We start from the raw sequence: 24,655 nt of genomic DNA, 5'->3' as shown, positions 1-24,655 counted from the left end.
TCAGCCGGAGATGGCGTCGCCGAACTGGGTGCTGCCCGGAACCCGATAGGTCTGGATATTTCCGGATTTGAGGTCCAGGACAGCGACGGCGCCACCCGGACTGGCCGTCGGCATGCCGACGGCCAGGCTCGTCTCCGTGAGGGCCGCCGACCAGGGCTCCGGCTGCTGCCAGGGGCGGGCCTGTCCGGGCGGCACCTGCCAGGCGCCGTCGCTCCACACCGCCGCGTAGCCCTGGGGCGAGGCCGTCAGCAGGGTGGGGTTCGCCTTCCTGGTGAGGTGGGACCTGGGGGTGCCGTCGTCGGCGTAGAGCCTGACCTGGCCGCAACCGCTGACGACGTAGCCCTGGTGATAGGCGACGGAGGCGGCGTAGTTGCGGCAGCTCTTCGGCGGCTGGAGCCTGATCGCGCGCTCGCCGACGAGCGTCGCCGTCCTGTCGTACGGCGTGCCCACCAGGACCGCGTCCGGGCCCAGGGCCAGGGCGGTGCCGAACCGGTCGTACGGTTCGCCGGTGCCCGGGATGCCGGGTGAGTTCTGGGTGATCGTGCGGTGGATCGTGCCCTTGCCGGCCAGATGTACGGAGCCGGAGGCGGTGACGCCGTCGGCGTCGTCATGCGGGGCGCCGACGGCGATCTGGTCGCCGCGGACGGCCAGGGACTCGCCGAACCCGGCCCCTGGTTTCGGGTCTGGCGCGACGAGCTTTCCGGGGGGCCTCTTCTGGCCGCCGTACAGGATGTAGACGGCGCCCGCGGCCTGGTTGCCCCGCACGTCGGTGTACGGGGCTCCCGCCACCACGTCCGCGCAGCCGTCGCCGTCCACGTCGCCCATGCCCACGGCGGCGCCCAGGCCCCTGGCGTCCTTGTCGGGGGCCGGGAGCCTGGTCACCTTGCCCGCGCTGATCAGGTACAGCGCGCCCGGACCGGCTCGCCACTGTTCGGTGTCGCCCACCACCAGGTCGTCGCGGCCGTCGCCGTCCACGTCCCGGGGGCTCGCCTTGGCGCAGTCGGCCGCCGGGCGGTGGTCGCCGTCCGGCGTGGTGCAGGCCGTGACCAGCAGGGACATGACCGCTGCCACGGCCAGTGGCCTTGATGCCTTCAACGCCCTCCCTGCTGTTCGTGGGGGTTCAGCCGGTGACGCTGGAGCCGAAGTCGGCGCCGGCCGGGGGCTCGGCGCGCTGGACCTCCTCGGTGTTGCGGCCCAGGACGGCGACCTGGCCCGCGCGGCCCGCGTCGGGCTGGCCGGCCAGCAGGCGGTTGCCGCTGAAGGCCAAGGCCCGGCCGTCCAGGTTCAGGCGCCGGTCCTGGCCGGAGGACTGGAACGAGGTGAGCAGGACGCCCCCGCCGTACGGGCTGCCCGCGGCCAGCCGGCCGTCGGGTGAGATCGCCAGCGAGTAGCCGAAGCCCTGCGTGCCCTGGCGGATGGTCCTGACCGGGCGCAGCGCCGGGGTGTAGAGCTGCACGTAGCCGGGGCCGGGGGCGCTCACCGCGAGGCCCACGCCGTCGGTGTAGGCGAGCGCGTAGCCGAACCGGTCGCCGGCCTTCTTGGTGGGGGAGTCCCACTTCTGGCCCTGGAGGGTCGGCGCGGTGGCGTCCGTGATGATGGTGACCTGGCCTGAGTGGATCTTGCCGGCGCCGACCTGGCGGCCCGCCCCGTCGTCGTTCTCGTACGGCACGCCGACGAACAACGCCCGATCCTTGGACAGGGCCACCGAGTATCCGAACTGGTCGCCGACTTCGCCGTTGCCGGGGACCTCGGACGATTCCTGACTTATCCGCTTAAGGGGTTGGCTGCCGGACTTGATGTAGACGGATCCGGTGTCGGCGATCTGGGCTTCGTTCTCGTGGGGTGCGCCTACGGCCAGGAGGTTGCCGTGGGCGGCCAGGGACCAGCCGAAATGGGCGTCCTGCTGGGGTTGCGGGGCGGTGAGGAGCTGGGGTCGCGTGGCGGCTCCGCCGTACAGGATGTGGACCGCGCCCGCGTCGCGCACGCCCTGCACATCCGCGTACGGCGCGCCCACCACCAGGTCGGCGCAGGCGTCCGCGTTGACCCTGGCCAGCTTCACCGACCAGCCGAACGCGTCGCCGTCACCCAGGGACGGCAGGGGGAGGCTGACCACCTTGGTGCCGGAGAGCAGGTGTACCGCGCCCTTGCCGCCGTTGGCGAACGGGTCGCCGACGGCGGCGTCGTCCTGGCCGTCGCCGTCGAAGTCACTCTGGTTGTTGCAGGCCGTCGGCGTCGCCGCATGGGCGGGGGAGATGGCCAGGGCGGCGAGGGCGAGCGTGACGATGGTCCGGACGATCATGACAGTCGCACCTCGATCTGCTTGCCGCCGGTGAACATCGTGCCGGACAGCCGCGCCGCCTTCCTGACCGGCGGCAGGTCGAACACGAACACCCCGTCGAACCGTCCCCCCGCCGTCAGCGCGGCAGGGAGCTGGGAGGAGACCGGCAGCGGATCGTGACGGCCGTTCCTGTCGTCGATCAGGGTGAGGGCCGGGGTGCCGACCGTGGTGAGCTCGCCGCCGGGGTTCAGCAGGGTCCAGCGCAGCAGGCAGAGCCGGCCGTTGGCGGGGGTGGCGCCCTGGTATCCGGCCACGCCGCACTCGGGGGCGGTCGCGATGATCAGCTGCGGGCCGTCGAAGGCGTCGCTGAGCTGGAACCTGCGGCCCACGTCGGTGACGGCGGGCTCGCCCGCTTGCGGGGTGTTCTGGACCGCGGGGCTGTTGCGCGAGCCCTGCCAGATCAGCACACCCGTCGTCAGCGCCAGCGCCAGTACGGCCGCCGCCGCCGCGATCAGCCAGCGGGTGCCTCTTGTCCTGGGGCGGTCGGGGACGTAGCCGGCCGGGGGAGCGGTGGCGTACTCGACCGGTGGGAGGAGCTCCTCCGGCCGGTCGAGGTCACGGAAGGTATGGCCCGTCGGTACGGGCGTGCTCTGGTCCGCCGGGTAGGTCTCCGGCGTCGCCGCGGCGCGGGCCGGGGTGGTGGGGGCCTGGGTGGCGGTGAGGGGGAGTCTGGGGGGCGGGGTGGGGGTGATCGAGAAGGTGGAGGTGATGTCCGGGCTGTCCACGACGTTCTGCGGCGGCTGCCAGTCGCGCAGCAACTCGGTGCCCGCCAGCGTGGGCGGGTCGGCCGCCGGTGCCGGGGCGCCGCCGCTGACCAGGGCGAGGAGGAGGTCCTGGGCGGTGGGGCGCTGGGCGGGGTCCATGGCGGTGGCGCGCCGTACCAGATCGTCGAGAGGCGCGGGCAGCGTGCCGATCTCCGGCGGCCCGTTCAGGACGCGGGTGGCCAGCGTGATCACGTCGCCGCGCCCGAACGGGTGGCGGCCGCTTCCGGCGTAGGCGACCAGGCAGCCCCAGGAGAAGATGTCGGCGGCGGGGGTGACCTGTTCGCCGCGTACCTGCTCGGGGGCCCACCAGCCGGGGCTGCCGAGGAGTTCGCCGGAGAGGGTGAAGCCGGTCTCGCGGTCGAGGGCGCGGGCGATGCCGAAGTCGATCACGCGGGGACCGGAGAGGCTGAGGATGACGTTGGCGGGCTTGAGGTCGCGGTGCACGAGCCCGGCGACGTGGATGGCGGCCAGGGCGGCGGCCACGCCGAGGGCGACGCCGTGGAGTGGTCCGGCCTCCAGCGCGCCGAATCTCGCGATCTGCTCGGACAAAGGAGTGCCCGCGATGAATTCCGTGACCATGTAGGGACGGCCTTCGTCGCTGTTGCCGTTGTCCAGAACCTGGGCGGTGCAGAATGAGGCGACCCGCCGGGCGTTGTCCACTTCCGCGTGGAAGCGGGCCGCGAACCCCTCCTGGTTCGCAAACTCCGACTTCACCACCTTGAGCGCGACAAATCGCCCGCCTGGCGCCCGTGCCAGGAAAACCGTGCCCATGCCGCCCTCGCCGAGCCGCCCCAGCAGCCGGTAAGGGCCGATTTCCCGGGGATCCGCGGGGCGAAGCGGCGCGGCGCCCGTTGGCTCCATCAGGGATGTCCCTTCGTCTTTCACGCCATCCTCCCCTGTGGTGCCCCCCGTCCGCTATCTCAGGTTCTTCGGTGCGGGAGACTAGTTGGATGATGGACCTGCTAGGCCCGATAGAAATACGTAATTTGGCGGAGAAGCTCGATCTTCGTCCGACAAAGCGACTCGGGCAGAACTTCGTGATCGACGGCGGCACCGTCCGCCGCATCGTCCGGGTGGCCGAGGTCGCGCCGGACGACGTCGTGATCGAGGTGGGGCCGGGGCTGGGTTCGTTGACGCTGGCGCTGCTCGCGGCGGCCGAGCACGTCGTCGCGGTGGAGATCGACCCGGTCCTCGCCGCGCAACTTCCGGAGACGGTGGCAGGCCGCGGCCTGTCCGAAAAGCTGACCGTGGTCGGCGCCGACGCGCTGCGGATCGGCCCCGGCGACCTGGCCGGACACGTGCCGACCGCGCTGGTGGCGAACCTGCCCTACAACGTGGCCGTCCCCGTCGTGCTCCACCTGCTGGAGTCGCTGCCGTCGCTGCGCAAGTCGCTGGTGATGGTCCAGTCCGAAGTGGCCGACCGGCTCGCCGCGCCGCCCGGCTCCAAGGTGTACGGCGTGCCGTCCGTCAAGGCCGCCTGGTACGCCGACGTGCGCAGGGCGGGCCCGGTGGGCCGTACCGTGTTCTGGCCCGTCCCCAACGTGGACTCCGGCCTCGTCTCCCTGGTCCGCAGGGACCCGCCCGCGACCACCGCCACGCGTGAGCAGGTGTTCGCCGTCATCGACGCCGCCTTCGCCCAGCGCCGCAAGACCCTCCGCGCCGCCCTGTCAACGTGGGCCGGCAGCCCGTCCGCCGCCGAAACCGCCCTGCGCGCGGCCGGCGTCGACCCCTCGGCCCGAGGCGAACAACTCGACGTCACCGCCTTCACCCGCATCGCCGAGAACACCCCCTGACCTCACGCCCTGTAGCCCGCCGGGCGTCCGCGTGGGTGTATGGCGGGGCGGAGTCCCGCGTAGGTGTACGGCGGGGCGGAATCGCGTAGGCGTTCGGCTGGGCGGGGTTCCGCGTTGGCGTGCGGGTCCGCGTAGGCGTACGGCCAGGTCTGGCACGGCGTTGTCCACAACCACGCGCGTGACCCCGCGTCCCCATCCCCAGAACCGCGTTCGCCGCCAAAACCGCCACCCGATCCGCACGATCCTGGGCCTCCCATCCGATCCAGCCCAGGAGAACACCATGATGTGGCTCACCCTCGGCGGCGGCTTCCTGGCCACGCTGAGCACGGTCCCCGCGCCGACCGCCGAGTGCCAGGTGGTCATCACCATCCCGGCCGCCTACGCACACCTGGTCGTCCCGCGGCCACCCGGCCAAGAATCCGCGGCCCCTTCCCGGAGTCCCGGCTCCCGCGAGGTGAAGCGAGTGATCACCCTCCCGGCAGCGGCCTGCACCCGGTTGGAGCGTCCAACCTCCATCGGCCGTGACGGCGCACCCGCCAAACCCGCGCCGTCACGCTCCCACCCTCCCCATCCGTGGTGGACCACCCCCAAGCTCGAACGGATCACCGTCAAGCCCGCCCCTGAACGCCCCACCCCCAGCACGAAGAAGAACCCCAGACCGACCAAGGGCGAAGCCGCCGCCACAGCCGCCCTGGCAAGGCTGGGCACCCCGTTCTCCTGGGGCGGAGGCGCTCCCTCCGGCCCCACCCGAGGCATCGGCAGAGGCGCGAACACCGTCGGCTTCGACTGCAGCGGCCTCACCCTCTACGCGTGGTCGAAGGCAGGCGTGACCCTGGGCCACTACACCGGCACCCAGTTCCGCCAGGGCCGCCGGGTGGCGCTGTCCGACCTGCGCAAGGGAGACCTGGTCTTCTTCGGCGGCGGCAACGGCGACCCCACTCACGTGGGCCTCTACCTGGGCGACGGCATCATGATCCACGCCCCCAAGACCGGCGACGTGGTCAGGAAAACCCAGTTCCTGAAGTCGTCCTACTACCGCTCCATCTACCGAGGCGCCGTCCGCCCCGGCTAACCCACCCAACAACCCCGCTTGGCACCACGGCCCCTGGCTTGGCTCTGGGTGTCCGCCCGGCTCCACGGCTCCTCGCCTGGCTCCGGGCGTCCGCTTGGCGCCACGCCCCCGGCCTGGCATTGGGTGTCCGTCCGGCACCACGGCCCCGCCTGGCTTTGGTGCCCACGGCTCTCGTCCACAAGCCTGGGTCGTGGCACCGGACCCTCTCCACACCCCTGCGTCAGTCCTTACCGCTCGACCTCGGCCCACTCCCTCCCCGGGCCCTCGTCAGGCTGGGGCCCACCGGCATGCTGGCCGCCTCGGCGGTTGGCGGGCGCGGGGAGGGGTCGGGGTGGGGTCGGGTCAGCGGGTTTGGGTGCAGGTCTTGACCAGGGCGGAGACCAGGGGTGTCAGGGTGGCCTGATCGTCGGGGTCGTTGGGCTCGTACTCGGTGATCCCGAGCCCGGCGATCTCGAACCGGCCGGCCACAGCCTCCACCAGCCCCAGCAACTGCCCAGCCCCCAACCCGCCCCGAGCCGGTGCCCCCACCGAAGCGAACTCCCCAGGATCCAGCACATCCAGATCGATGTGAATGTAGACGGCGACCTCCCCGTCACCGGCCCGCGAAACCCCGTCCAGAAGAGCATCCGCACCGGCCAGATCCTCGACACGAAGGTGACGAACCCCGCGCTCCTCGATGAACGCCGCCTCGGCCGCGTCCAGGTCCCGCGCCCCGGCGAGGACGATCCGCCGAGGATCCAGGCTCACCTCGGGCAGCAGTTCACGATGCCCCTCGCCGGTGAGCGCCCGCAGCACCATCCCGTGAAAGGCCCCGGAAGGAGAGGTATCGGGCGTGTTCAGGTCCCCGTGGGCGTCGAACCACAGCACCACCAGCCGTTCCCCGTACCGGCGCACGGCCGCGGCGATCGGCTCGAGGTCGACCCCGCAGTCACCGCCCAGCGTCACAGGGAAGCCCTGGGCACCGGCTCGCGCGGCACGGACCCGGGAGGCGGTGACCGCGAGTTCAGCGGGAGTGGAGCCTTCCGCCACCTCGACCCGCACCCGGTCCCCGCCGGGCACCATCTCGGCCAGCAGCCTGGCCCCTTCGACGAGGCGCTCCGCCGTACGGGATCCCGACGACCGCCACTGCGGCACCTCGATAACCGAAATCAACGTCATCTGCCTACGATGCATCATCTCCGGATGAAAGGTGTGGCCGGGGTGACGTGCGGGTTCGGGATGGGGCGTGGGGCGGCCGGGAGCCCGCTACCATCGAGGGTCCTGACTCCGAGGCGATGAAAGTGGCAGCAGATCGATGAGTTCGGTGACCGCACGGGTGCCCGCCAAAGTCAATGTGCAGCTTTCCGTCGGGCCCTTGCGTGACGACGGCTACCACGACCTCGTGAACGTCTTCCACGCCGTATCGATCTTCGACGAGGTCGAGGCCAGGGAGTCGGAACTGGTCAAGGTCAGCGTCGTGGGCGAATGGGCCGACCAGGTGCCGCTCGACGACGGCAACCTGGCCATCCAGGCCGCCCGCGCGCTGGCCAAGCACGCGGGCCGCAGCTATGGCGTCGAACTCGTCATCAGGAAGGCGATCCCGGTGGCGGGCGGGATGGCCGGAGGCAGCGCCGACGCCGCGGGCGCGCTGGTGGCGTGCAACGAGCTGTGGGGGCTCGGCCTGCCGCCCGAGGACCTCATGGAGATCGCCGCGGACCTGGGCAGCGACGTACCGTTCTCCCTGCTCGGCGGCACGGCGGTGGGCACCGGCCGGGGCGAGCAGCTGACCGGCCTGGAGACGAGCGGAACCTTCCACTGGGTCTTCGCCATCGCCGACGGCGGCCTGTCGACGGCGAAGGTGTATGCCGAGTGCGACCGCCTGCGCGAGGCCACCGGCGAGGCGGTCGGATGGCCCCAGGTCAGCGAACCCCTGCTGACCGCCCTGCGCACCGGCGACGCGCAGGCCCTGGGCGCCGTCCTGACCAACGACCTGCAGCCCGCCGCCCTCATGCTGCGCCGCAGCCTGGCCCGCACCCTGGAAACCGGCCGCGACCTCGGCGCGCTGGGCGCCATCGTCTCCGGCTCCGGACCGACCTGCGCGTTCCTGGCGGCGGACGCCGACCACGCCCGCGACCTGGCCATCTCCCTCACCGCCTCCGCCGTCTGCCAAACCGCCGCACCCACCACAGGCCCCGCCCCCGGAGCCCACCTGATCTGACTCCGCCCTCGGCCTCCGAACGTTCCGTCCGAGCAACTGCGCGTCGGGGCTTGCTATCCGCTACGGATCCGCTGTGCGTTCGGGCTCTCCATCCGTTACGGCTCCGCCGCCCACCCGCCCCGCCGTACCCGGTGGACGTCTGTCGAGCGATGGCCGTGAGGGCTCACGTGGCACTCGCCGTAACAACTCCGCCCTTGACCCCCGAAGACACAGGCACACCCCGGTCGGGCACGACACAACCTGACCAGGGCAGACACGGGCACCTCGGCCACGCGGCAGAACACCGTGGCCAGGGCGACCGGCGGCGGGGCGACCGGCGGCGGGGCGACCGGCGGCGGGGGGCACCGCGTCGGTTCGGCCGTCTCGCAAGGTTGTGGGCCTGTGAAGGATTCGGCGCGGTGGGTGGGTTGGAGGGTGGATGGGGTGGCGTTGGGTTGCCAGTACGCTGGGACGGCCATGAATCTGGTCAATCTTGAGTCTGTTTCCCATGCCTACGGCCCCAAGCCGTTGCTCAGCGATCTCTCCCTCGGGGTGGAGGCCGGTGAGCGGATCGGGGTGGTCGGACGTAACGGCGGTGGCAAGACCACCCTGCTGGCGGTGATCTCCGGTGAGGTCAAACCGGACAGCGGCCGGGTCACGCACAACCGGGGCCTGCGGATCGGTGTCCTGTCGCAGCAGGACACGTTGGATCCCGGGCTGAGTGTGCGCGAGACCGTGCTGGGTGGGCGGGCTGAGCATGAGTGGGCCGGTGACCAGGGTGTACGGGAGATTCTGGCCAATCTGATCGGTGACCTTGACCTGGAGTCCAAGGCGTCGGAGTTGTCGGGTGGGGAGCGGCGGCGTACGGCGCTGGCCAAGCTGCTCATCGACGAACACGAGCTGATCATGCTCGACGAGCCCACGAACCACCTGGACATCGAGGCGATCGCCTGGCTGGCCGGGCACCTGGCGACGCGAAAGAGCGCGCTCGTGGTGGTGACGCACGACCGATGGTTCCTCGACGCCGTCTCCACGCGGACGTGGGAGGTCGTCGACGGCAAGGTCGAGCGTTATGAGGGTGGTTACGCGGCGTACGTCCTGGCCAAGGCCGAGCGGGCGCGCATCGCCCAAGCCGCCGAGGAACGCCGCCAGAACCTCATGCGCAAGGAGATCGCCTGGCTGCGGCGGGGCCCGCCCGCGCGTACCTCGAAGCCGAAGTTCCGCGTCGACGCCGCGCAGGCGCTGATCGCCAACGAGCCGCCCGCGCGGGAGAGCGTGGAGCTGGTGAAGTTCGCGACGGCGCGGCTGGGCAAGACCGTGTACGACCTCGAAGACGTCACCCTCCACGCCGGAGGCCCCGGCAGCGGGCCGATGGTGCTCGACGCGTGCACGTGGCAGTTCGGGCCGGGTGACCGGATCGGGCTGATCGGGGTCAACGGCTCCGGCAAGTCGTCGGTGCTGCGGCTGCTCGCGGACACGGTCCAGCCGGACACGGGCCGCGTGGTGCGCGGCAGGACGGTCCGCCTGGCACACCTGTCGCAGGAACTGACCGAGCTGGACCCGACGCGCCGCGTGCTGGAGACGGTCGAGGAGATCCGCAAGTACATCCAGGTCGGCAAGCGCGAGTGGACCGCCTCCCAGCTGCTCGAACGCCTCGGCTTCAAGGGCGAGGCGCAGTGGAAGGTCGTCGGCGAGCTGTCGGGTGGGGAGCGGCGGCGGCTGCAGTTGCTGCGCCTGCTCATGGACGATCCCAACGTGCTGCTGCTCGACGAGCCCACCAACGACCTCGACATCGAGACGCTCAACGAGCTCGAAGACCTGCTCGACGGCTGGCCCGGCACGCTGATCCTGGTCAGCCACGACCGCTACTTCCTGGAGCGCGTCGCCGACCGCTGCGTGGCGCTGCTCGGCGACGGCAGGCTGTCGATGCTGCCCGGCGGCGTGGACGAATACCTGGAGCGCCGCGCGGCCGGCACCGCCCTGACCGCCCGCCTCGCCTCCACCCCCGCCCCGTCCGGTACGGCTCCAGCCACCCCTTCGCCGGCCACCACCCCTTCGGGCCCGTCGGCCAAGGAAGAACGCGAACTCCGCAAGGAACTGAGCCGCCTGGAGCGCCAGCTGGACAAGCTGACCGGCCAGGAGGCCAAGCTTCACGAACAGATGGCGGCGGCGGCCAGCGACTACGAGCGGCTCGGCTCGCTGGACGCCCAGCTGAGGGACATCCAAACCCAGAAGGACACCATCGAAGCCGAATGGCTGGAAACCGCCGACCGCCTCGGCGAGTAGCCGCCGACCGCCTCGGCGAGCAACCCACCCCGGACTTACCAACGCCCCCAGGTGGCCAACATCGCCGGGTGATGCCGCGTGGCCGGGTGATGCCGCGTGGCCGGGTGGCGTCGCCGACCGTGCCGGGTAGGGCCGGGTAGCAGGGACACCCGGGTGGGCTGAGCGCCGTAGAGGGGCGCCGGGCTCCGCCGTACCGCGTCTCGCCGCGGCGGCGCCTGAAAAGCGTGGGTGGGCCCGCGTGCAGTGGGGCCGAGATACCCGGTGTGCCGTTGGCCTGGGGTGGGCAAGGGCGGAGTCGTTGCGGCGGGAACCTCGTGAGCCTTCACGACCGGCGCTCGACGGTCGCGCGCCCACGACGGCGGTGCGGGCGGCCCGGCGCTAGCCGTAACCCTAAAGGCGGCCACAACCGCAGAGCACGACAACCTCAGAGCACGACAACCGCAGAGCGCCGCGACCGCAGAGCGCCGCGACCGCAGAGCGCCGTAACGGCATAAAGCGTCAGTTGGAGGAACCTGCGTCGAACGGGGCGAGGAGGGTGCGGAGGAGGGCGGCGAGGGTGCGCTGGTCGGGCTCGTCGAGGCCGGCGAGGAGGTCGTGTTCGCGGCGTAGCAGTCCGGAGAACGCCGAGTCCACCCGCTGCAGTCCCGTGTCCGTCAACGAGACGAGCACGCCGCGCCGGTCCTCCGGGTCGGGGCGGCGGCGGACGAGGCCGGCCTGGGCCAGGCGGTCGATGCGGTTGGTCATCGTGCCCGACGTCACCAGCGTGGCGCGCAGGAGGGCGCCGGGGGACAGTTCGTAGGGTTTGCCCGCTCGCCGCAGTGCCGTCAGCACGTCGAACTCCCATGGTTCGAGGTCGTGCTCGGCAAAGGCGGCCCGGCGGGCCCGGTCGAGGTGCTTGGCTAGGCGGGAGACGCGGGAGAGCACCTGGAGGGGTTCGACGTCGAGGTCGGGCCGCTCGGTCCGCCAGGCGGCGACCAGCCGGTCGACCTCGTCAAGGGACTCGTGCGCATCCGTCATGGATGCAGTGTACTGTCTTGACATCGAGATACATATCTCGATATCAAATATCTCTATGTCGAGAGATATCTGGGACCCGTCAACGTACGAACGCTACGCCGACGAGCGGTCACGGCCGTTCTTCGAGTTGACCGCCAGAATCCAGGCCGACGCACCACAGTATGTCGTAGATGCCGGTTGCGGCACCGGCGAGCTCACCATGGCGCTGGCCGAACGCTGGCCGGAGGCGACGGTCGAGGGGTTCGACTCCTCGCCCGCGATGATCGCCAAGGCCCGCGAGACCGGCGGCAGGTTCACCGTGGCCGACGTCACCCTGTGGCGTCCCGACCGGCCGGTCGACGTCCTGGTCTCCAACGCGGTGCTCCAGTGGGTGCCCACCCACCGCGACCTGCTCGGACACTGGGTCGACGCGCTCGCCGACGGCGGCTGGCTGGCCTTCCAGGTGCCGGGCAACTTCGACGCGCCCAGCCACGTGCTGATCCGCGAACTCTGCCGCAGCGACACCTGGCGCGACAAGCTCGGCGAGTTCGACCGTGGCGCGCCGGTCTCCACGGCCGTGGAGTACATGGAACTGCTCAGCGCCATGGGCGCCCGCGTCGACGCCTGGGAGACCACCTACGTCCAGTTGCTCCAGGGCGAGGACGCCGTGCTGACCTGGGTTTCCGGCACCGCCCTGCGTCCAGTTCTCGACCGGCTCAACCCCGGCGAGCAGACCTCCTTCAAACGGGACCTCAAAAAGCTCTTCGATGCGGCATATCCTCGCAAGGAGTACGGCACCGCCTTCCCCTTCCGGCGCATCTTCGTAGTGGCCAGCAAAGAGGTGGCGCACGCGTGAAGCTCATCGCCATGCACCACGTCCAGCTCGCGGCGCCGAAGGGCAGCGAGCCGCAGCTCAGGGAGTTCTATTCCGGCTTCCTCGGTCTCACCGAGGTGCCGAAGCCGCCGGAACTGGCCAAGCGCGGCGGCGCCTGGTTCCGGGGCGACGGCGTGGAGGTGCACCTCGGCATCGAGGAGGACTTCCGCCCGGCCAGGAAGGCCCATCCCGCGTTCCTGGTGGACGAACTGCCCGAAGGCGAGGTGGACCTGCTCTTCCCCGGGTATCGCCGCGTCTACGTCACCGACCCCGTGGGGAACAGAATCGAGCTTCTGCAGGTCGTGTGAAGTTAACCTTCCAGTGGCATGATGTTCCGAAATCGGACACTTGCGAGGTGCTGTGGGCATCGAGATCGAAGACAAGTTCGACGTCGCCGACGATTACGCCATCCCGGACCTGAGCAAGATCGGTGACGTGGACGGGCCGAAGAGCTATCAGCTCGTCGCGCTCTATTACGACACTCCCGACCTGCGGCTGGCGGCCCTCGGGATCACGTTGCGGCGCAGGCGAGGCGGCTCCGATCCCGGCTGGCATCTGAAACTCCCCAAAGCCAAGGGGGCGCGCCAGGAGATCACCCACCCGCTGACGCGCAGCACCAAGGTCGTCCCGGCGCCGCTGGAGAACCTGGTGCGCGCCTTCACCCGGGGCGCGGAGCTCGTGCCCGTCGCCGAGCTGGACACCCGCAGGAACGTCACGGTCGTCTCCGTCGACGGCAGCCCGCTGGTGGAGATCGCCGACGATCGGGTCAAGGGCACCGTGTTCGGCGACGAGCCGCGCCTGGAGCGCTGGCGCGAGGTCGAGGCGGAACTGCTCGAAGGCGACCAGGCGCTGCTCGCCAAGGTGGGCAAACGTCTCATGAAGGCGGGCGCCACGCCGGCCGAGTCGTCCAGCAAGCTCGCGCGGCTGCTCGACCGGCCGCCCCGTCCCGGCGGGCCCGCCAAGGCGGGCTCCGCGGGCGAGGTCGTCATGGACTATCTCGACAGCCAGGTCAGCGCGCTGCTGTCGCAGGATCCCAGGGTACGGCGGGCCGAGGACGACGCCGTTCACCAGGCCCGCGTGGCAGCCAGGCGCATGCGCAGCGCCCTGAAGGCGTTCAAGAGCATCGTCACCGGCACCGAGCACCTCCAGGACGAGCTGCGCTGGCTGGGAACGGTCCTCGGCGAGGCCCGCGACCTGGAGGTGACCAGAGCCAGGTTCGCCGGCCTCCTGCGTTCGCTGGCCCCGGAACTGATCCACGGACCCATCCAGGAACGCCTGGGCGAGGACCTGCTCAAGCGCGAGCAGGACTCCTACAACCGGATCAGGGAGGCGCTGAGCGGCACCCGCTACTACACGCTGCTCGACGGCCTCGACGCGCTCGTGGCCGAGCCCGAGCTGGCCAAGCCCGCGGGCAGACCGGCCGAGGCGACGCTCCAGGGTGTCGCGGCCAAGAACTGGAAGCGGGTCACCGACGCCTACGACCACGCGCAGGCCATCGAGGACGAGGAACGCCGCGAGATCGCCATGCACGACGTGCGCAAGGCGGCCAAGCGCGCCCGCTACACGGCCGAGGCGCTCGGGATGAAGAAGCTGGCCAAGCACGCGGAGGCCGTACAGGAGATTCTGGGGCTCTACCAGGACGGCGTGGTGGCGCAGGAGACGCTCGCCAAGGAGGCCGAGAGCGCGCGGCACGCGGGCGAGGACACCTTCACCTACGGTCTGCTGATCGGCATGGAGAAGAGCACCGCCGAGCGGGCACACGCCGAGTTCCCGGCGGTCTGGGAGAAGACGGTGGAGGCTGTTAGAAAGATCCTATGAGTGAGCTCCCCGTCATCCCATTCGAGCGCACCACACCTCTGGACGTTCCCGCCGCCTACCGCGAGCTACGACTACAGCAGGGCATAGCCAAGGTCCGCACCCGGACCGGCGATGAAGTCTGGCTGGTCAGCGGCTATGAGGACGCCCGCAAACTGTTCGCCGAGCCGCTTCTGGGCCGCTCGCACCCCGAGCCGGAGAAGGCCCCGCGCATCTCCGGCTCGGCGCTCCTGGGCGGCCCGTCGGGCGACCACGCCACCGAGAAGGCCGACCACGAGCGGATGCGGCGGTTGTTCCAGCCGTCGTTCTCCGCCCGCCGGATGAAGGCACTGGCCGACCACGTCGGAACGCTGGTCGACGAGCGCCTGGACCACCTGGCCGGCCTGACGCCACCCGCCGACCTGCACGCCGAGCTGTCCTTCCCGCTGCCGGTGCTGGTGATCTGCCAGTTGCTCGGCGTGCCGTTCGAGGACAGGGACTACTTCGGCGAGGTCTCCATCCGCATGGGCGACATCGACGACGCGGTCAAGGGCGAGGCGGCCCGCGCCGAGATGGGCGCGTACATGGCCGGACTGATCGAGCGAAAACGCCGCGAGCCGGGCGAGGACGTGCTGACCGACCTCGCCGGGGTCATCGACGACGACGGTACGGTCGCCCGGCTCGCCGGCGGCCTGCTGTTCGCCGGGCACGAGACGACCGTCGGCCGCATCGACTACGGCGTGCTGCTCCTGCTTGAGCGTCCCGACCAGCTCGCCGAGCTGGAGGCGGACCCGTCGCTGGCGCCCGCGGCGGTCGAGGAGATCCTGCGCATGGCCGTGCCCAGCCTGCACGGCATCCCCCGCTGGGCCCGCGAGGACGTCGAGTACGGCGGGCTGACCATCCGCAAGGGCGAAGCGGTACTGATCTCCACCGACGCCGCCAACCGCGACGAACGGGTCTTCTCCGACCCCGACGTCTTCGACCTGCATCGCAAACCCGGCGACCCGCACCTCGGCTTCGGGTACGGCCCGCGCTTCTGCCTCGGCGCCACCCTGGCCAGGGTCGAGCTGGAGGCGGTCTTCAGCCGCCTCTTCCAGCGCTTCGAGGGCCTACGGCTCGCCGTCCCGCTGCCAGAGCTGGAGGTGAACACCGGCCGGCTGACCCAGGGCTTCGCGAAGCTGCCCGTCACGTGGAATAGCGTTCGACGCTGACCGTCCTGGTCCCAGCCCGGTGCAGGACGGCGAAGGCGCCCTTGCGCAGGTGGACGTCGACACCGCTGAGCGCGGAGATCAGGTGCGGCAGCACCTTCCCGTGGCTGCAGGCGGCGGCGGGCACGGTGATGCCGTTCACCAGCGCGGGCGTCTTGTCGGCGTCCTGGTGCCGCTCGCTGAGCAGCGGATCGGTCGCGATGGCGGTGGAGAAGGCCTCCATCGTCTGCACGCAGCGCAGGCTCGGCGAGCTGAGCAGCACCTCGGGGCGGTAGGCGGGCAGCACCTGGGCGAGCGTGACCGCCTGGACGTAGCCCTCCGCCTCCAGCGGGCGCAGGTCGTCGTCGCCCTTCCAGTTCTGCCGGGATCCAGCGGCGCCATGCCGTACCAGGACAAGGGGGACGGTGCGCAGGGGCACGGCGGTCAGCGCGTGCAGGAGGCCGCCGTCCCAGGAGTAGGTGAGGCGGGTGCGCGCCTCGGCGATCGGCATCCACTCCAGGGCGTCGACCTCGTCATTCGGTACGAACGGCACTTCGTCGGCCACCTGGGCGGCCCAGTAGTCGACGCGTTTCAGCCGGCCCTTGAACAGGTATTGGATCGGCGGCAGGGCGCGGCCCAGCTGCGCGGTGATGCCCGTCTCCTCGCGCACCTCGCGGACCGCGGCGGCGATCATGTGCTCGCCGGTCTTCAGCTTGCCTTTGGGGAAGGTCCAGTCGTTGTAACGATCACGGTGGATCAGCGCCACTTCGGGGTTCTCCGCGTCGCCCCGCCACACCACGGCGCCGGCGGCCCGGAAGATCTCAGTCATCAACGGTTCTCCAGCGGCGGGTGCCGATGAGGTGGGTCTGCAGGTCTTCACCCTGGTGCCGGACCCAGGTGCCGTCGGCCTTCAGCCACCACGCGTTGGTGGTGTCGGCCATGGCCAGGTCCATCAGCTCGATGAGGTACGCCTTGTGCTGCTGCCCGGTCACCTTGACCAGGGCCTCGACCCGGCGGTCCAGGTTGCGGCGCATGAGGTCGGCGCTGCCCACCCACACCTCGGGACGGCGGCCGAGCCCGAACTCGTAGACCCGCGAGTGCTCCAGGAACCGGCCGAGGATGGAGCGTACGCGGATGTTCTCCGACAGGTCGGGGATGCCCGGACGCAGGATGCAGATGCCGCGTACCCACAGGTCCACCGGCACGCCCGCGCGCGAGGCCCGGTAGAGGGCGTCGATCAGGGGCTCGTCGACCAGCGAGTTCGTCTTGATCCGGATCCTGGCGGGGCGCCCGGCCTGCTGGTGGGCGATCTCCCGCTCGATCCTGGCCAGCAGGCCGCCACGCAGCGAGTGCGGGGCGACCAGCAGGCGGCGGTAGGCGGAGTGGTTGGAGTAGCCGGTCAGGTGGATGAACAGGTCCGTGACGTCCTCGCCGACCAGCGGGTCGGAGGTCAGGAGGCCGAAGTCCTCGTAGTGCCTGGCGGTCTTGGGGTTGTAGTTGCCGGTTCCGATGTGGCAGTAGCGGCGCAGCTCTCCGGACGGCTCCTGCCGTACGACGAGGGCGAGTTTGCAGTGGGTCTTCAGGCCCACGACGCCGTAGACCACGTGACAGCCGGCGCGCTCCAGCTTGCGGGCCCAGGAGATGTTGGCGTGCTCGTCGAAGCGGGCCTTGATCTCCACGACCACGACGACCTGCTTGCCGGCCTCGGCCGCGTCGATGAGCGCGTCAACGATGGGCGAGTCGCCGCTGGTGCGGTAGAGGGTCTGCTTGATCGCCAGGACGCGCGGGTCGGCCGCCGCCTCCTCGATGAAACGCTGCACGCTGGTGGCGAAGGAGTCGTAGGGGTGGTGCAGGAGCACGTCGCGCTCGCGCAGCACGGAGAAGACGTCGTCATCGGCGTGTACGGCTTCCGCCGGCACGAACGGCCGGTAGCTGAGCTCGCCGCGGTCCAGGTCGGCGATGGCGTGCAGGCCGGTCAGGTCGAGCGGCCCGGCGACGCGGTAGATCTCGTGCGGCGCCACGCCCAGTTCCTCGACGAGCAGGTCGAGCACCTCGGCGGTGATCGTGTCCTCGACCTCCAGCCGGACCGGCGGGCCGAAGCGGCGCTTGAGCAGTTCCTTCTCCAACGCCTGCATGAGGTTCTCGGTGACGTCCTCGTCGACGTCGAGGTCCTCGTTGCGGGTGACGCGGAAGACGTGGTGCTGGACGATCTCCATGCCCTTGAACAACTGGCCGAGATGGGCGGCGATCACATCCTCAAGCGGGACGAAGCGATCCTTCGAGGCGGTGACGAACCTCGGCAACTGGGACGGGACCTTGACCCGGGCGAAGACCGTGTGACCGTTGGTCGGATTCCGCACCACGACGGCAAGGTTGAGGCTCAGGCCGGAAATATAGGGAAAAGGGTGGGCGGGGTCCACCGCCAGCGGGGTGAGCACGGGGCGGATGCGTTCGCGGAACAGCTTGCGCAGCTCGGTGCGTTCCTCGCGGCCCAGGTCGTCCCAGCGGACGATCTCGATACCCTCGCCGGCGAGCTGCGGGCTGATCCGCTCGTGGAAGCCCGCCGCATGCCGTTTGGCCAGGTCGCCGGCGATCGTGGCGATCCGGGCCAGTTCTTCGCGGGGCTTCAGGCCGCTCTTGGTCCGCAGCAGCAGGCCGGTGGCCATACGCCGCTTGAGACCCGCCACGCGTACCCGGAAGAACTCATCCAGGTTGCTCGCGAAGATCGCGAGGAAGCGCACCCGCTCCAGAAGGGGCAGCGAGTCGTCTTCGGCCAGTTCCAGCACCCGTTGGTTGAACTGAAGCCAGCTCTCCTCACGGTTGAGGAACCGCTCCTGGGGCAAGGGCAAGTCGTTTCCTGGGTGCAACGGTTCCGCGGACATATGAGCAATATGCCCTGTTTGATTGAACAGAACGTTAACGACGTCTCAACGGCTTACTCTGACTGGTCGCCCTGGCCCAATTTGGCCGCCCGCTCCGCCAGCCGCGCCTCGCGCTGACGCAGCTTGTCCTCCCGTTCACGTGCCTTCTCCGCTTCCTTGAGCAGCCGTTCACGCTCCTTGAGCTCGCGCAGCCTGGCCTTCTCCGCCTCCTTCAGCTCGCGCTGACGGAGCTTCTCGGCCTCCTTGGCCTCGCGCTCGCGCTGCTTCTCCAGCTCGCGCAGCTCCTTCTCGCTGGCCCGCGGCGGTGCGGTGACCGCGAGATCGGCGCCCTCGCGGGTGGCGGCGGTGATGCGCGGCTGGGGGTTGAGCCCGGTCAGGCCGTTCCAGGCCAGGTTGACCAGGTGCGCGGCGACCTCCTCGCGCCCCGGCTTGCGCACGTCGAGCCACCACTGGCCGGTGAGTGCCACCATGCCGACCAGCATCTGCGCGTACATGGGGGCGAGCTTCGGGTCGTAGCCCCGGCCGGCGAACTCGTCGGCGAGCACGTCCTCCACCTGGCTGGCGATCTCGCTGATCAGGCTGGCGAACGTGCCCGTGCCCGAGGCGGCGTGGGAGTCGCGCACCAGGATGCGGAACCCCTCGCTGCTCTCCTCGATGTACTGCAGCAGCGCCAGCGCCGCCCGCTCCAGCTTGATCAGGGAGTGGGACGCCGACAGGCCCGAGGTGATCATGCCCAGGAGCTTCTGCATCTCCCGGTCCACGACGACCGCGTAGACGCCCTCCTTGCCGCCGAAGTGCTCGTACACGACCGGCTTGGAGACCTGGGCGGTGGCCGCGATCTCCTCGATAGAGGTCCCGTCGAACCCCTTCTCGGCGAAGAGCGTGCGGCTGATGCGAATCAGCTGCTCTCGGCGTTCTCTTCCTGACATGCGTCTGCGAGATCGGGGTTCGGTGGTCACATTCTCCATAATTGCAGTGCCCGCCGACACAGCGGTCGCCTCAGGCAATGCGCTTCGCCGCCAGGCGCTCGGGGGTCGGCCAGCGTACGTCGTGGACCCAGCCCAGCTTCTCGAAGATCCGGATCAGGCCGGCGCTGAGGTCGATCTGCCCCTTGAGCGCGCCGTGACGGGCGCAGGTGGGGTCCGAATGGTGCAGGTTGTGCCACGACTCGCCGAAGGACGGGATCGCCAGCCACCAGACGTTGCGCGACTTGTCGCGTACCTGGAACTCCTCCTCGCCGAACACGTGGCAGATGGAGTTGATCGACCAGGTGACGTGGTGCAGCAGGCCGATACGGACCAGCGAGCCCCAGAACAGCGCGGTCAGCGCGCCCTGCCAGGACCAGGTGAGCAGGCCGCCGAGGATACCCGGCAGGAAGATCGAGGTGACGGCCAGCGCCCCGAACCACTTGTGCAGCTTGACAACGTCGTCGTCCTTGACCAGGTCGGGGGCGAACTTCTCCCGGTTGGTCCGCTCCGCGTCGAACATCCAGCCCATGTGGGCGTAGAGCAGGCCCTTCGTCAGCGACTTGAAGCCGGGGCCGAAGCGCCACGGCGAGTGCGGGTCGCCTTCCTTGTCGGAGAACTTGTGGTGCTTGCGGTGGGTGGCCACCCAGTCGAGCACGGACATCTCGAGCGACAGGCTGCCCGCGATGCCGAGCGCGATCTTCAGCGGGCGCTTGGCCTTGAACGAGCCGTGGGTGAAGTAGCGGTGCAGGCCGACGGTGACGCCGAGGCCGGAGACGATGTAGAAGACGAAGGCGATCGCCACGTCCGTCCAGCCGAGCCCCCACCCCCACGCGAACGGCACCGCGGCCGCGATGGCGACCAGCGGCAGGCCCACCACCAGGCCGAAGGTCAGAAGCTCGACCTTGGTCCTGGGCTCCGGATCGGCGTCCGGCTTGGGACCGGGAGCGGAACGCTCGGCAACAACGGTCATGGGCTACCTCTCACGACGTGTATGGGGAGAATGTCCTGGCTACGCAAACGTAACCTACGCTGTCGTAAGTAAGGAAGCCCTAAGACTGTCTATTTACCTTCGGGAGCCGACCGATACGAGGAGTCCCGCAGGCGCAACGACGAGGGCCTTGGCGCGAGGGGCCGGAGCGGACCGACTCTGAAGCGGCACAACCCCGAGACGGTCCGTCACAACCCGGGCGACGACTATCATGGGTGCCTGCGTGTCGACGTTCGCCGCTCGATCTGGCTCTATCGCGAGATTGAAGGCTGGGCTCGGGGGTCGATGCTGGATCACGTCGCGGGTCCAGATCTCGCTATCCTTGGGTCTGATCACGAAGTTCGGTAAACGGACAAAAGCCCAATCCCGGGTCGTCTAGGGGCAAGACCGCAGATTTTGGTTCTGCTAACGGAGGTTCGAATCCTCCCCCGGGAGCAGCACTGACCAGGTTCGACGCCCCCGCGGTGGGCGGGATGAAGCATGTGTGGCACAGGCAGGTATCCTCAGCGTGTCGGGAGGGTAGCGGTGCGGTAGCCGTACCAGCAGCCCTGATCCGTCCAGCCACAGGGAGCCTCAGTCCGTGAGTGTGCCGCGCCCGGCAGCCGTCATCGTCCTCGCCGCAGGCGAGGGCACCCGGATGAAGAGCCAGACCCCGAAAGTCCTCCACGAGGTGTGCGGCCGCGCCTTGGTCGACCACATGCTCGCGGCCGCCCGCGACCTGAAACCCGAGCGGCTGATCGTCGTCATCGGCCATGCGCGCGAGCGCGTCGGCGCCCATCTCGCCGAGACCAGCCCTGACGCGCGCGCCGTCGTGCAGCGTGAGCAGCGCGGGACCGGCCACGCCGTCCGCACGGTGCTGGAGGAGACGGGCACGATCAATGGCACGGTCCTGGTCACGTACGGCGACGTGCCGCTGCTGCGCACCGAGACGCTCGCCGCGCTGCTCGCCAAGCACGCCGACGACGGCAACGCCGTCACCGTGCTGACCGCGCGGGTGCCCGACCCGACCGGGTACGGGCGGATCGTCCGCGACGAGTCCGGCGCCGTTCTGCAGATCGTCGAGCACAAGGACGCCACCGGCGACCAGCGCGCCATCGACGAGATGAACTCCGGCATCTACGCCTTCGACGGCCTCCTACTGGCCGACGCGGTCAAGCGGGTGTCGACGGACAACGCGCAGGGCGAGGAGTACCTCACCGACGTGCTGTCGATCCTGCGCGAGGACGGCCACCGCGTCGGCGCGCACGTCGCCGCCGACTACGTCGAGGTCGAGGGCGTCAACGACCGCGTGCAGCTGGCGTTCGTGCGCAAGGTGCTCAACCAGCGCGTGCTCGAATCCCACATGCGCGGCGGCGTCACCGTCGTCGACCCCGCCTCCACCTGGGTCGACGTCCAGGTACGGCTGGCGCCCGACACCGTGATCCACCCCGGGACCCAACTCCACGGCGAGACCGTCGTGGGGGAGGGCGCCGAGATCGGCCCGGCCACCACGCTCACCGACACCACCGTCGGCCCCGGCGCCGTCGTGCGCAACGCGGTCTGCGACAGCGCCGAGATCGGCCCCGACGCCAGCGTCGGCCCGTACGCCTACCTGCGCCCCGGCACCGTCCTCGGCCGCAAGTCCAAGGCCGGGACGTTCGTGGAGATGAAGAACACCCAGGTCGGCGAACGTTCCAAGGTGCCGCACCTGTCGTACGCGGGCGATGCCACGATCGGCGACGACGTGAACATCGGCGCAGCGGTGATCTTCGTCAACTACGACGGCGTGAACAAACATCGCACCACCGTGCGCGACGGCGCGTTCGTGGGGTGTGACAGCATGCTCGTCGCCCCGGTGACGGTCGGAGACGGCGCCTACACGGCTGCCGGGTCCGTCATCGACGGCGACGTGCCACCCGGAGCGATCGGGGTGGCGAGAGCGCGGCAGCGCAACATCGAGAAATGGGTCTTGCGCAGGCGCGCGGGCACGAAATCGGCCGCGGCCGCCGAAAGGGCGCTGGCCGAGCAAGAGCAGCGGGAGAGTGGCACGTGACCAGCATCAAGCAGCCAGGTGAGAAAGAGCTGATGCTCTTCTCCGGCCGGGCCTACCCGGAGCTGGCAGAGGAAGTGGCCAACAACGTCGGCGTGTCGCTCACCCCGACCAAGCTCCACGACTTCGCCAACGGCGAGATCTACGCCCGCTACCTGGAGTCGGTACGCGGCTGCGACGCCTTCGTCATCCAGAGCCACACCGCGCCCATCAACAAGTGGATCATGGAACAGCTCATCATGGTCGACGCGCTGAAGCGGGCCTCCGCCAAGCGCATCACCGTGGTCATGCCGTTCTTCGGCTACGCCCGCCAGGACAAGAAGGGCCGCGGCCGCGAGCCGATCACCGCCCGCCTGATGGCCGACATGTTCAAGACCGCGGGCGCCGACCGGCTGATGTCGATCGACCTGCACACCTCGCAGATCCAGGGCTTCTTCGACGGCCCGGTGGACCACCTGTTCGCCATGCCCGTCCTTGAGCGCTACCTCAAGGACAAGCTCGACCTGGAGAACACCACGATCGTCTCGCCCGACACGGGCCGCGTGCGGCTGTCGGAGCGCTGGGCGGACACGCTCGGCACCCCGATGGCCTTCATCCACAAGCGCCGCGACCTCGACGTGGCCAACCAGGTGAAGGTCAACGAGGTGGTCGGCAAGGTGCGCGGCCGTACCTGTGTGCTGATCGACGACATGATCGACACGGCCGGCACCATCTGCAAGGCCGCCGACGCCCTCTACGAGCAGGGGGCCACCGACGTGATCGTGGCGGCCACCCACGCCGTCTTCTCCGACCCGGCCGTCGACCGGCTGAAGAACTCGCGCATCTCCGAGGTCATCGTGACCAACACGCTGCCGCTGCGCGAGCACCAGCTCTTCGACAAGCTGACCGTGCTGTCCATCGCCCCGCTGATCGCCCGCGCGATCACCGAGGTCTTCAGCGACGGCAGCGTCACGAGCCTGTTCGAGGGCGACTCCTAGGCACGGCAGGTGAGGTCGGCTGCGGGCAGGACGCCGTCGCGGAAGTAGGTGTTGACCGCCTCCTCCACGCAGGCGTTCCGCAGCCGGCCCAGGATCCCGTGCATGCGCACGTCCCGCAGCGTGACCAGCCGCGAGCCCGACATGGCCCGCCGCAGCGCCACCCCTTCCTGGTAGACGGTCCTGGTGTCCTGCGTGGCCTGCACGATCAGCGCGGGCACGTCGTTGCGCACCACGGTCCGCGGCTCCAGCGGCGTCCGCCAGAAGGCGCACGCCGTGATGTTGTTCGCATAGGCCCCGAACACCGGCTGCGTGGCCCGGCTGCGCCGGATGTCGCGCCAGTGCCGTTCCGGATTCCGCGGCGCGGCCGTGTCACCGCAGATCACCGCCCCCTGGCTGGAGAGGTCCTGCGGCTCGCCGTTGAGGTGCAGGCGCAGTTCCTGGTCGAAGTCAGCCGTCGGCTGGACGGGCTTGCCCTCGGCCGCGTCGGCGATCTGCCGGACCCGCGCCGCCAGGTGGCCGTTGTAGCGGGCGTCCTGCAGCAGCGTGAACAGCGTCATCGGCAGGAACCGCGCGTCCAGCCGGTGCGTGCCGATCCGGATGGGCGACCTGGCCGCCTGCCTGACCAGGCCCTCGACCCGGGCCCTCACCTGCGCGCCGGTCGTGCCGAGGCCGTAGTCGGCGTCGCGGGCCGCGGTCCAGGCGGCCCAGTCGTCGAGCGCGGCCTCGTTGACCGGCCCCTGCTTCCTGATCGACTCGGCCATGTAGGAAGCGGGATCGACCGCGCTGTCCAGCACGATCCGGTCGGCGCGCCGCGGGAACATCTGCGTGTAGACCGCGCCGAGGTAGGTGCCGTAGGAGAAGCCCAGGTAGGAGGTCTTGGCCTCGCCGAGGGCGCCGCGGATGACGTCCATGTCGCGCGCGGTGTTGCGGGTGGTGATGTGGGCGATCCGGTCACCCTCCTTCTGTTCGCACCGCCGCGCGAGATCTTCCTGAGTCCGTACGGCGTCGCGGAAGTCCCGCCTGGTGAGCCCGGCCGACCAGAGCATGTGCCCGACGGGCCAGTCGCAGTCGATCGCCGCGCTGCGCCCGACGCCCCGCGGGTCCATGCCGATCAGGTCGTAGCGTGAGGCGACCTCGGGGGTCAGGCCGCCGCGCACGTACAGCATGAAGTGCAGTCCCGCCCCGCCCGGCCCGCCGGGGTTGGAGAGCATGATCCCGCGCCGCCGCGCGGTGTCGCTCGCCTTGATCCTGGAGATCGCGATCTTGAGGGTACGGCCCTGCGGCGCGGAGTAGTCCAAAGGCACCTCGACCTGGGCGCACTGGGCGCCCGCCTGGTCCAGGGCGGTGTCTGCGCAGGCGGTCCACGTGACCTCCTGCCCGTAGAAGCGGCCGAGGGTGTCGTCGGCGTGGGAGACGCCGGTCAGCGTCCCGGTTCCCACCGCGAGCGCGGCGAGCACAGCAGCTACCCGTTTCATTCATCGTCCTCAGATAGGGGATTTCGGGCACGCCGATGCCGGCCTCGCGCACCCTG

At 70.2% G+C, this 24,655-nt stretch carries 20 protein-coding genes and 1 tRNA gene; 11 read left to right on the top strand and 10 right to left on the bottom strand.

Annotation, left to right across the window (positions count from 1 at the left end):
- The 3 genes from ACIBI5_RS28535 to ACIBI5_RS28525 all read right to left on the bottom strand — a co-directional run bounded on the left by ACIBI5_RS28535 (window position 1) and on the right by ACIBI5_RS28525 (window position 3,963).
- Window positions 1-1,059, bottom strand: a complete 1,059-nt coding sequence (locus tag ACIBI5_RS28535; RefSeq protein ID WP_397251809.1) for an FG-GAP-like repeat-containing protein — start codon at window positions 1,057-1,059, stop codon at window positions 1-3.
- A gap of 61 nt (window positions 1,060-1,120) precedes the next feature.
- On the bottom strand, window positions 1,121-2,299 hold the full coding sequence (locus ACIBI5_RS28530; RefSeq protein ID WP_397251808.1) for a hypothetical protein: 1,179 nt from the start codon (window positions 2,297-2,299) through the stop codon (window positions 1,121-1,123).
- Window positions 2,296-3,963 carry a serine/threonine-protein kinase gene (locus tag ACIBI5_RS28525; protein ID WP_397251807.1) on the bottom strand — a complete coding sequence of 556 codons (1,668 nt, stop codon included), beginning with the start codon at window positions 3,961-3,963 and terminating at the stop codon, window positions 2,296-2,298. Before ACIBI5_RS28525 ends, ACIBI5_RS28530 begins: the two co-directional genes overlap by 4 nt.
- Window positions 3,964-4,055: 92 nt before the next feature.
- On the opposite strand from ACIBI5_RS28525, the gene rsmA reads away from it, so the two are divergent.
- A complete protein-coding gene (gene rsmA / locus ACIBI5_RS28520) occupies window positions 4,056-4,895 on the top strand; it encodes a 16S rRNA (adenine(1518)-N(6)/adenine(1519)-N(6))-dimethyltransferase RsmA (protein WP_397251904.1) in 840 nt (279 codons plus the stop codon).
- 280 nt (window positions 4,896-5,175) lie between these two features.
- Window positions 5,176-5,967, top strand: a complete 792-nt coding sequence (locus ACIBI5_RS28515; protein WP_397251806.1) for an NlpC/P60 family protein — start codon at window positions 5,176-5,178, stop codon at window positions 5,965-5,967.
- A gap of 342 nt (window positions 5,968-6,309) precedes the next feature.
- Here ACIBI5_RS28515 and ACIBI5_RS28510 read toward each other — a convergent pair whose 3' ends face one another.
- Window positions 6,310-7,125, bottom strand: coding sequence for an arginase family protein (locus ACIBI5_RS28510; RefSeq protein WP_397251805.1), 816 nt, complete (start codon window positions 7,123-7,125; stop codon window positions 6,310-6,312).
- A 136-nt stretch (window positions 7,126-7,261) separates the two neighbouring features.
- On the opposite strand from ACIBI5_RS28510, the gene ACIBI5_RS28505 reads away from it, so the two are divergent.
- Together ACIBI5_RS28505 and ACIBI5_RS28500 are read left to right on the top strand one after the other, a co-directional pair.
- Entirely contained in the window at window positions 7,262-8,164 is a 903-nt protein-coding gene (locus ACIBI5_RS28505; protein ID WP_397251804.1) for a 4-(cytidine 5'-diphospho)-2-C-methyl-D-erythritol kinase, read from the top strand.
- Between the two features lie 456 nt (window positions 8,165-8,620).
- The gene (locus ACIBI5_RS28500) at window positions 8,621-10,429 is read left to right on the top strand and encodes an ABC-F family ATP-binding cassette domain-containing protein (protein WP_397251803.1); all 1,809 of its coding nucleotides are present in this window, start codon (window positions 8,621-8,623) and stop codon (window positions 10,427-10,429) included.
- A 498-nt stretch (window positions 10,430-10,927) separates the two neighbouring features.
- On the opposite strand, the gene ACIBI5_RS28495 is transcribed toward ACIBI5_RS28500, so the two are convergent.
- Complete coding sequence (locus ACIBI5_RS28495) at window positions 10,928-11,446, bottom strand: MarR family winged helix-turn-helix transcriptional regulator (RefSeq protein WP_397251802.1); 519 nt, start codon at window positions 11,444-11,446, stop codon at window positions 10,928-10,930.
- A 55-nt stretch (window positions 11,447-11,501) separates the two neighbouring features.
- Between ACIBI5_RS28495 and ACIBI5_RS28490 the strand changes: the two genes are divergently transcribed.
- Genes ACIBI5_RS28490 through ACIBI5_RS28475 form a run of 4 tightly spaced genes read left to right on the top strand, consistent with a single transcriptional unit; the run spans window position 11,502 to window position 15,304 of the window.
- Window positions 11,502-12,281: a trans-aconitate 2-methyltransferase gene (locus ACIBI5_RS28490; protein WP_397251801.1), complete on the top strand. Its 780-nt coding sequence runs from the start codon at window positions 11,502-11,504 to the stop codon at window positions 12,279-12,281.
- Window positions 12,278-12,607, top strand: coding sequence for a glyoxalase (locus tag ACIBI5_RS28485; protein WP_397251800.1), 330 nt, complete (start codon window positions 12,278-12,280; stop codon window positions 12,605-12,607). Before ACIBI5_RS28490 ends, ACIBI5_RS28485 begins: the two co-directional genes overlap by 4 nt.
- 52 nt (window positions 12,608-12,659) lie before the next feature.
- Window positions 12,660-14,117: a CHAD domain-containing protein gene (locus ACIBI5_RS28480; protein ID WP_397251799.1), complete on the top strand. Its 1,458-nt coding sequence runs from the start codon at window positions 12,660-12,662 to the stop codon at window positions 14,115-14,117.
- Window positions 14,114-15,304: a cytochrome P450 gene (locus ACIBI5_RS28475; protein WP_397251798.1), complete on the top strand. Its 1,191-nt coding sequence runs from the start codon at window positions 14,114-14,116 to the stop codon at window positions 15,302-15,304. Before ACIBI5_RS28480 ends, ACIBI5_RS28475 begins: the two co-directional genes overlap by 4 nt.
- Here ACIBI5_RS28475 and ACIBI5_RS28470 read toward each other — a convergent pair.
- From ACIBI5_RS28470 to ACIBI5_RS28455, 4 genes are all read right to left on the bottom strand, one after another.
- Window positions 15,279-16,109, bottom strand: coding sequence for an NUDIX domain-containing protein (locus tag ACIBI5_RS28470; RefSeq protein ID WP_397251797.1), 831 nt, complete (start codon window positions 16,107-16,109; stop codon window positions 15,279-15,281). The genes ACIBI5_RS28475 and ACIBI5_RS28470 overlap by 26 nt on opposite strands.
- Entirely contained in the window at window positions 16,102-18,162 is a 2,061-nt protein-coding gene (locus ACIBI5_RS28465; protein ID WP_397251796.1) for an RNA degradosome polyphosphate kinase, read from the bottom strand. Before ACIBI5_RS28465 ends, ACIBI5_RS28470 begins: the two co-directional genes overlap by 8 nt.
- A 53-nt stretch (window positions 18,163-18,215) precedes the next feature.
- Window positions 18,216-19,091 (bottom strand): TetR family transcriptional regulator, encoded by an 876-nt coding sequence (locus ACIBI5_RS28460; RefSeq protein ID WP_397251795.1) that lies wholly within the window; start codon window positions 19,089-19,091, stop codon window positions 18,216-18,218.
- Between the two features lie 70 nt (window positions 19,092-19,161).
- A complete protein-coding gene (locus tag ACIBI5_RS28455; protein WP_397251794.1) occupies window positions 19,162-20,100 on the bottom strand; it encodes an acyl-CoA desaturase in 939 nt (312 codons plus the stop codon).
- 382 nt (window positions 20,101-20,482) lie between these two features.
- On the opposite strand from ACIBI5_RS28455, the gene ACIBI5_RS28450 reads away from it, so the two are divergent.
- The 3 genes from ACIBI5_RS28450 to ACIBI5_RS28440 all read left to right on the top strand — a co-directional run bounded on the left by ACIBI5_RS28450 (window position 20,483) and on the right by ACIBI5_RS28440 (window position 23,124).
- Window positions 20,483-20,553: transfer RNA gene (locus ACIBI5_RS28450), tRNA-Gln, on the top strand.
- Window positions 20,554-20,698: 145 nt separating this feature from the next.
- Window positions 20,699-22,150 (top strand): bifunctional UDP-N-acetylglucosamine diphosphorylase/glucosamine-1-phosphate N-acetyltransferase GlmU, encoded by a 1,452-nt coding sequence (gene glmU, locus ACIBI5_RS28445; protein WP_397251793.1) that lies wholly within the window; start codon window positions 20,699-20,701, stop codon window positions 22,148-22,150.
- Window positions 22,147-23,124, top strand: a complete 978-nt coding sequence (locus ACIBI5_RS28440; protein WP_184967496.1) for a ribose-phosphate diphosphokinase — start codon at window positions 22,147-22,149, stop codon at window positions 23,122-23,124. The genes glmU and ACIBI5_RS28440 overlap by 4 nt, the downstream gene beginning before the upstream one ends.
- On the opposite strand, the gene ACIBI5_RS28435 is transcribed toward ACIBI5_RS28440, so the two are convergent.
- Window positions 23,121-24,599, bottom strand: a complete 1,479-nt coding sequence (locus ACIBI5_RS28435; protein ID WP_397251792.1) for an alpha/beta fold hydrolase — start codon at window positions 24,597-24,599, stop codon at window positions 23,121-23,123. The genes ACIBI5_RS28440 and ACIBI5_RS28435 overlap by 4 nt on opposite strands.
- Between the last annotated feature and the right edge of the window lie 56 nt (window positions 24,600-24,655).

Origin of the sequence: Nonomuraea sp. NPDC050540, from assembly GCF_044457485.1 — a bacterium.
Taxonomy (GTDB): domain Bacteria; phylum Actinomycetota; class Actinomycetes; order Streptosporangiales; family Streptosporangiaceae; genus Nonomuraea.
The sequence above is the reverse complement of the archived record's forward strand: the minus strand, read 5'-3'. Positions and strand labels throughout refer to the sequence as shown.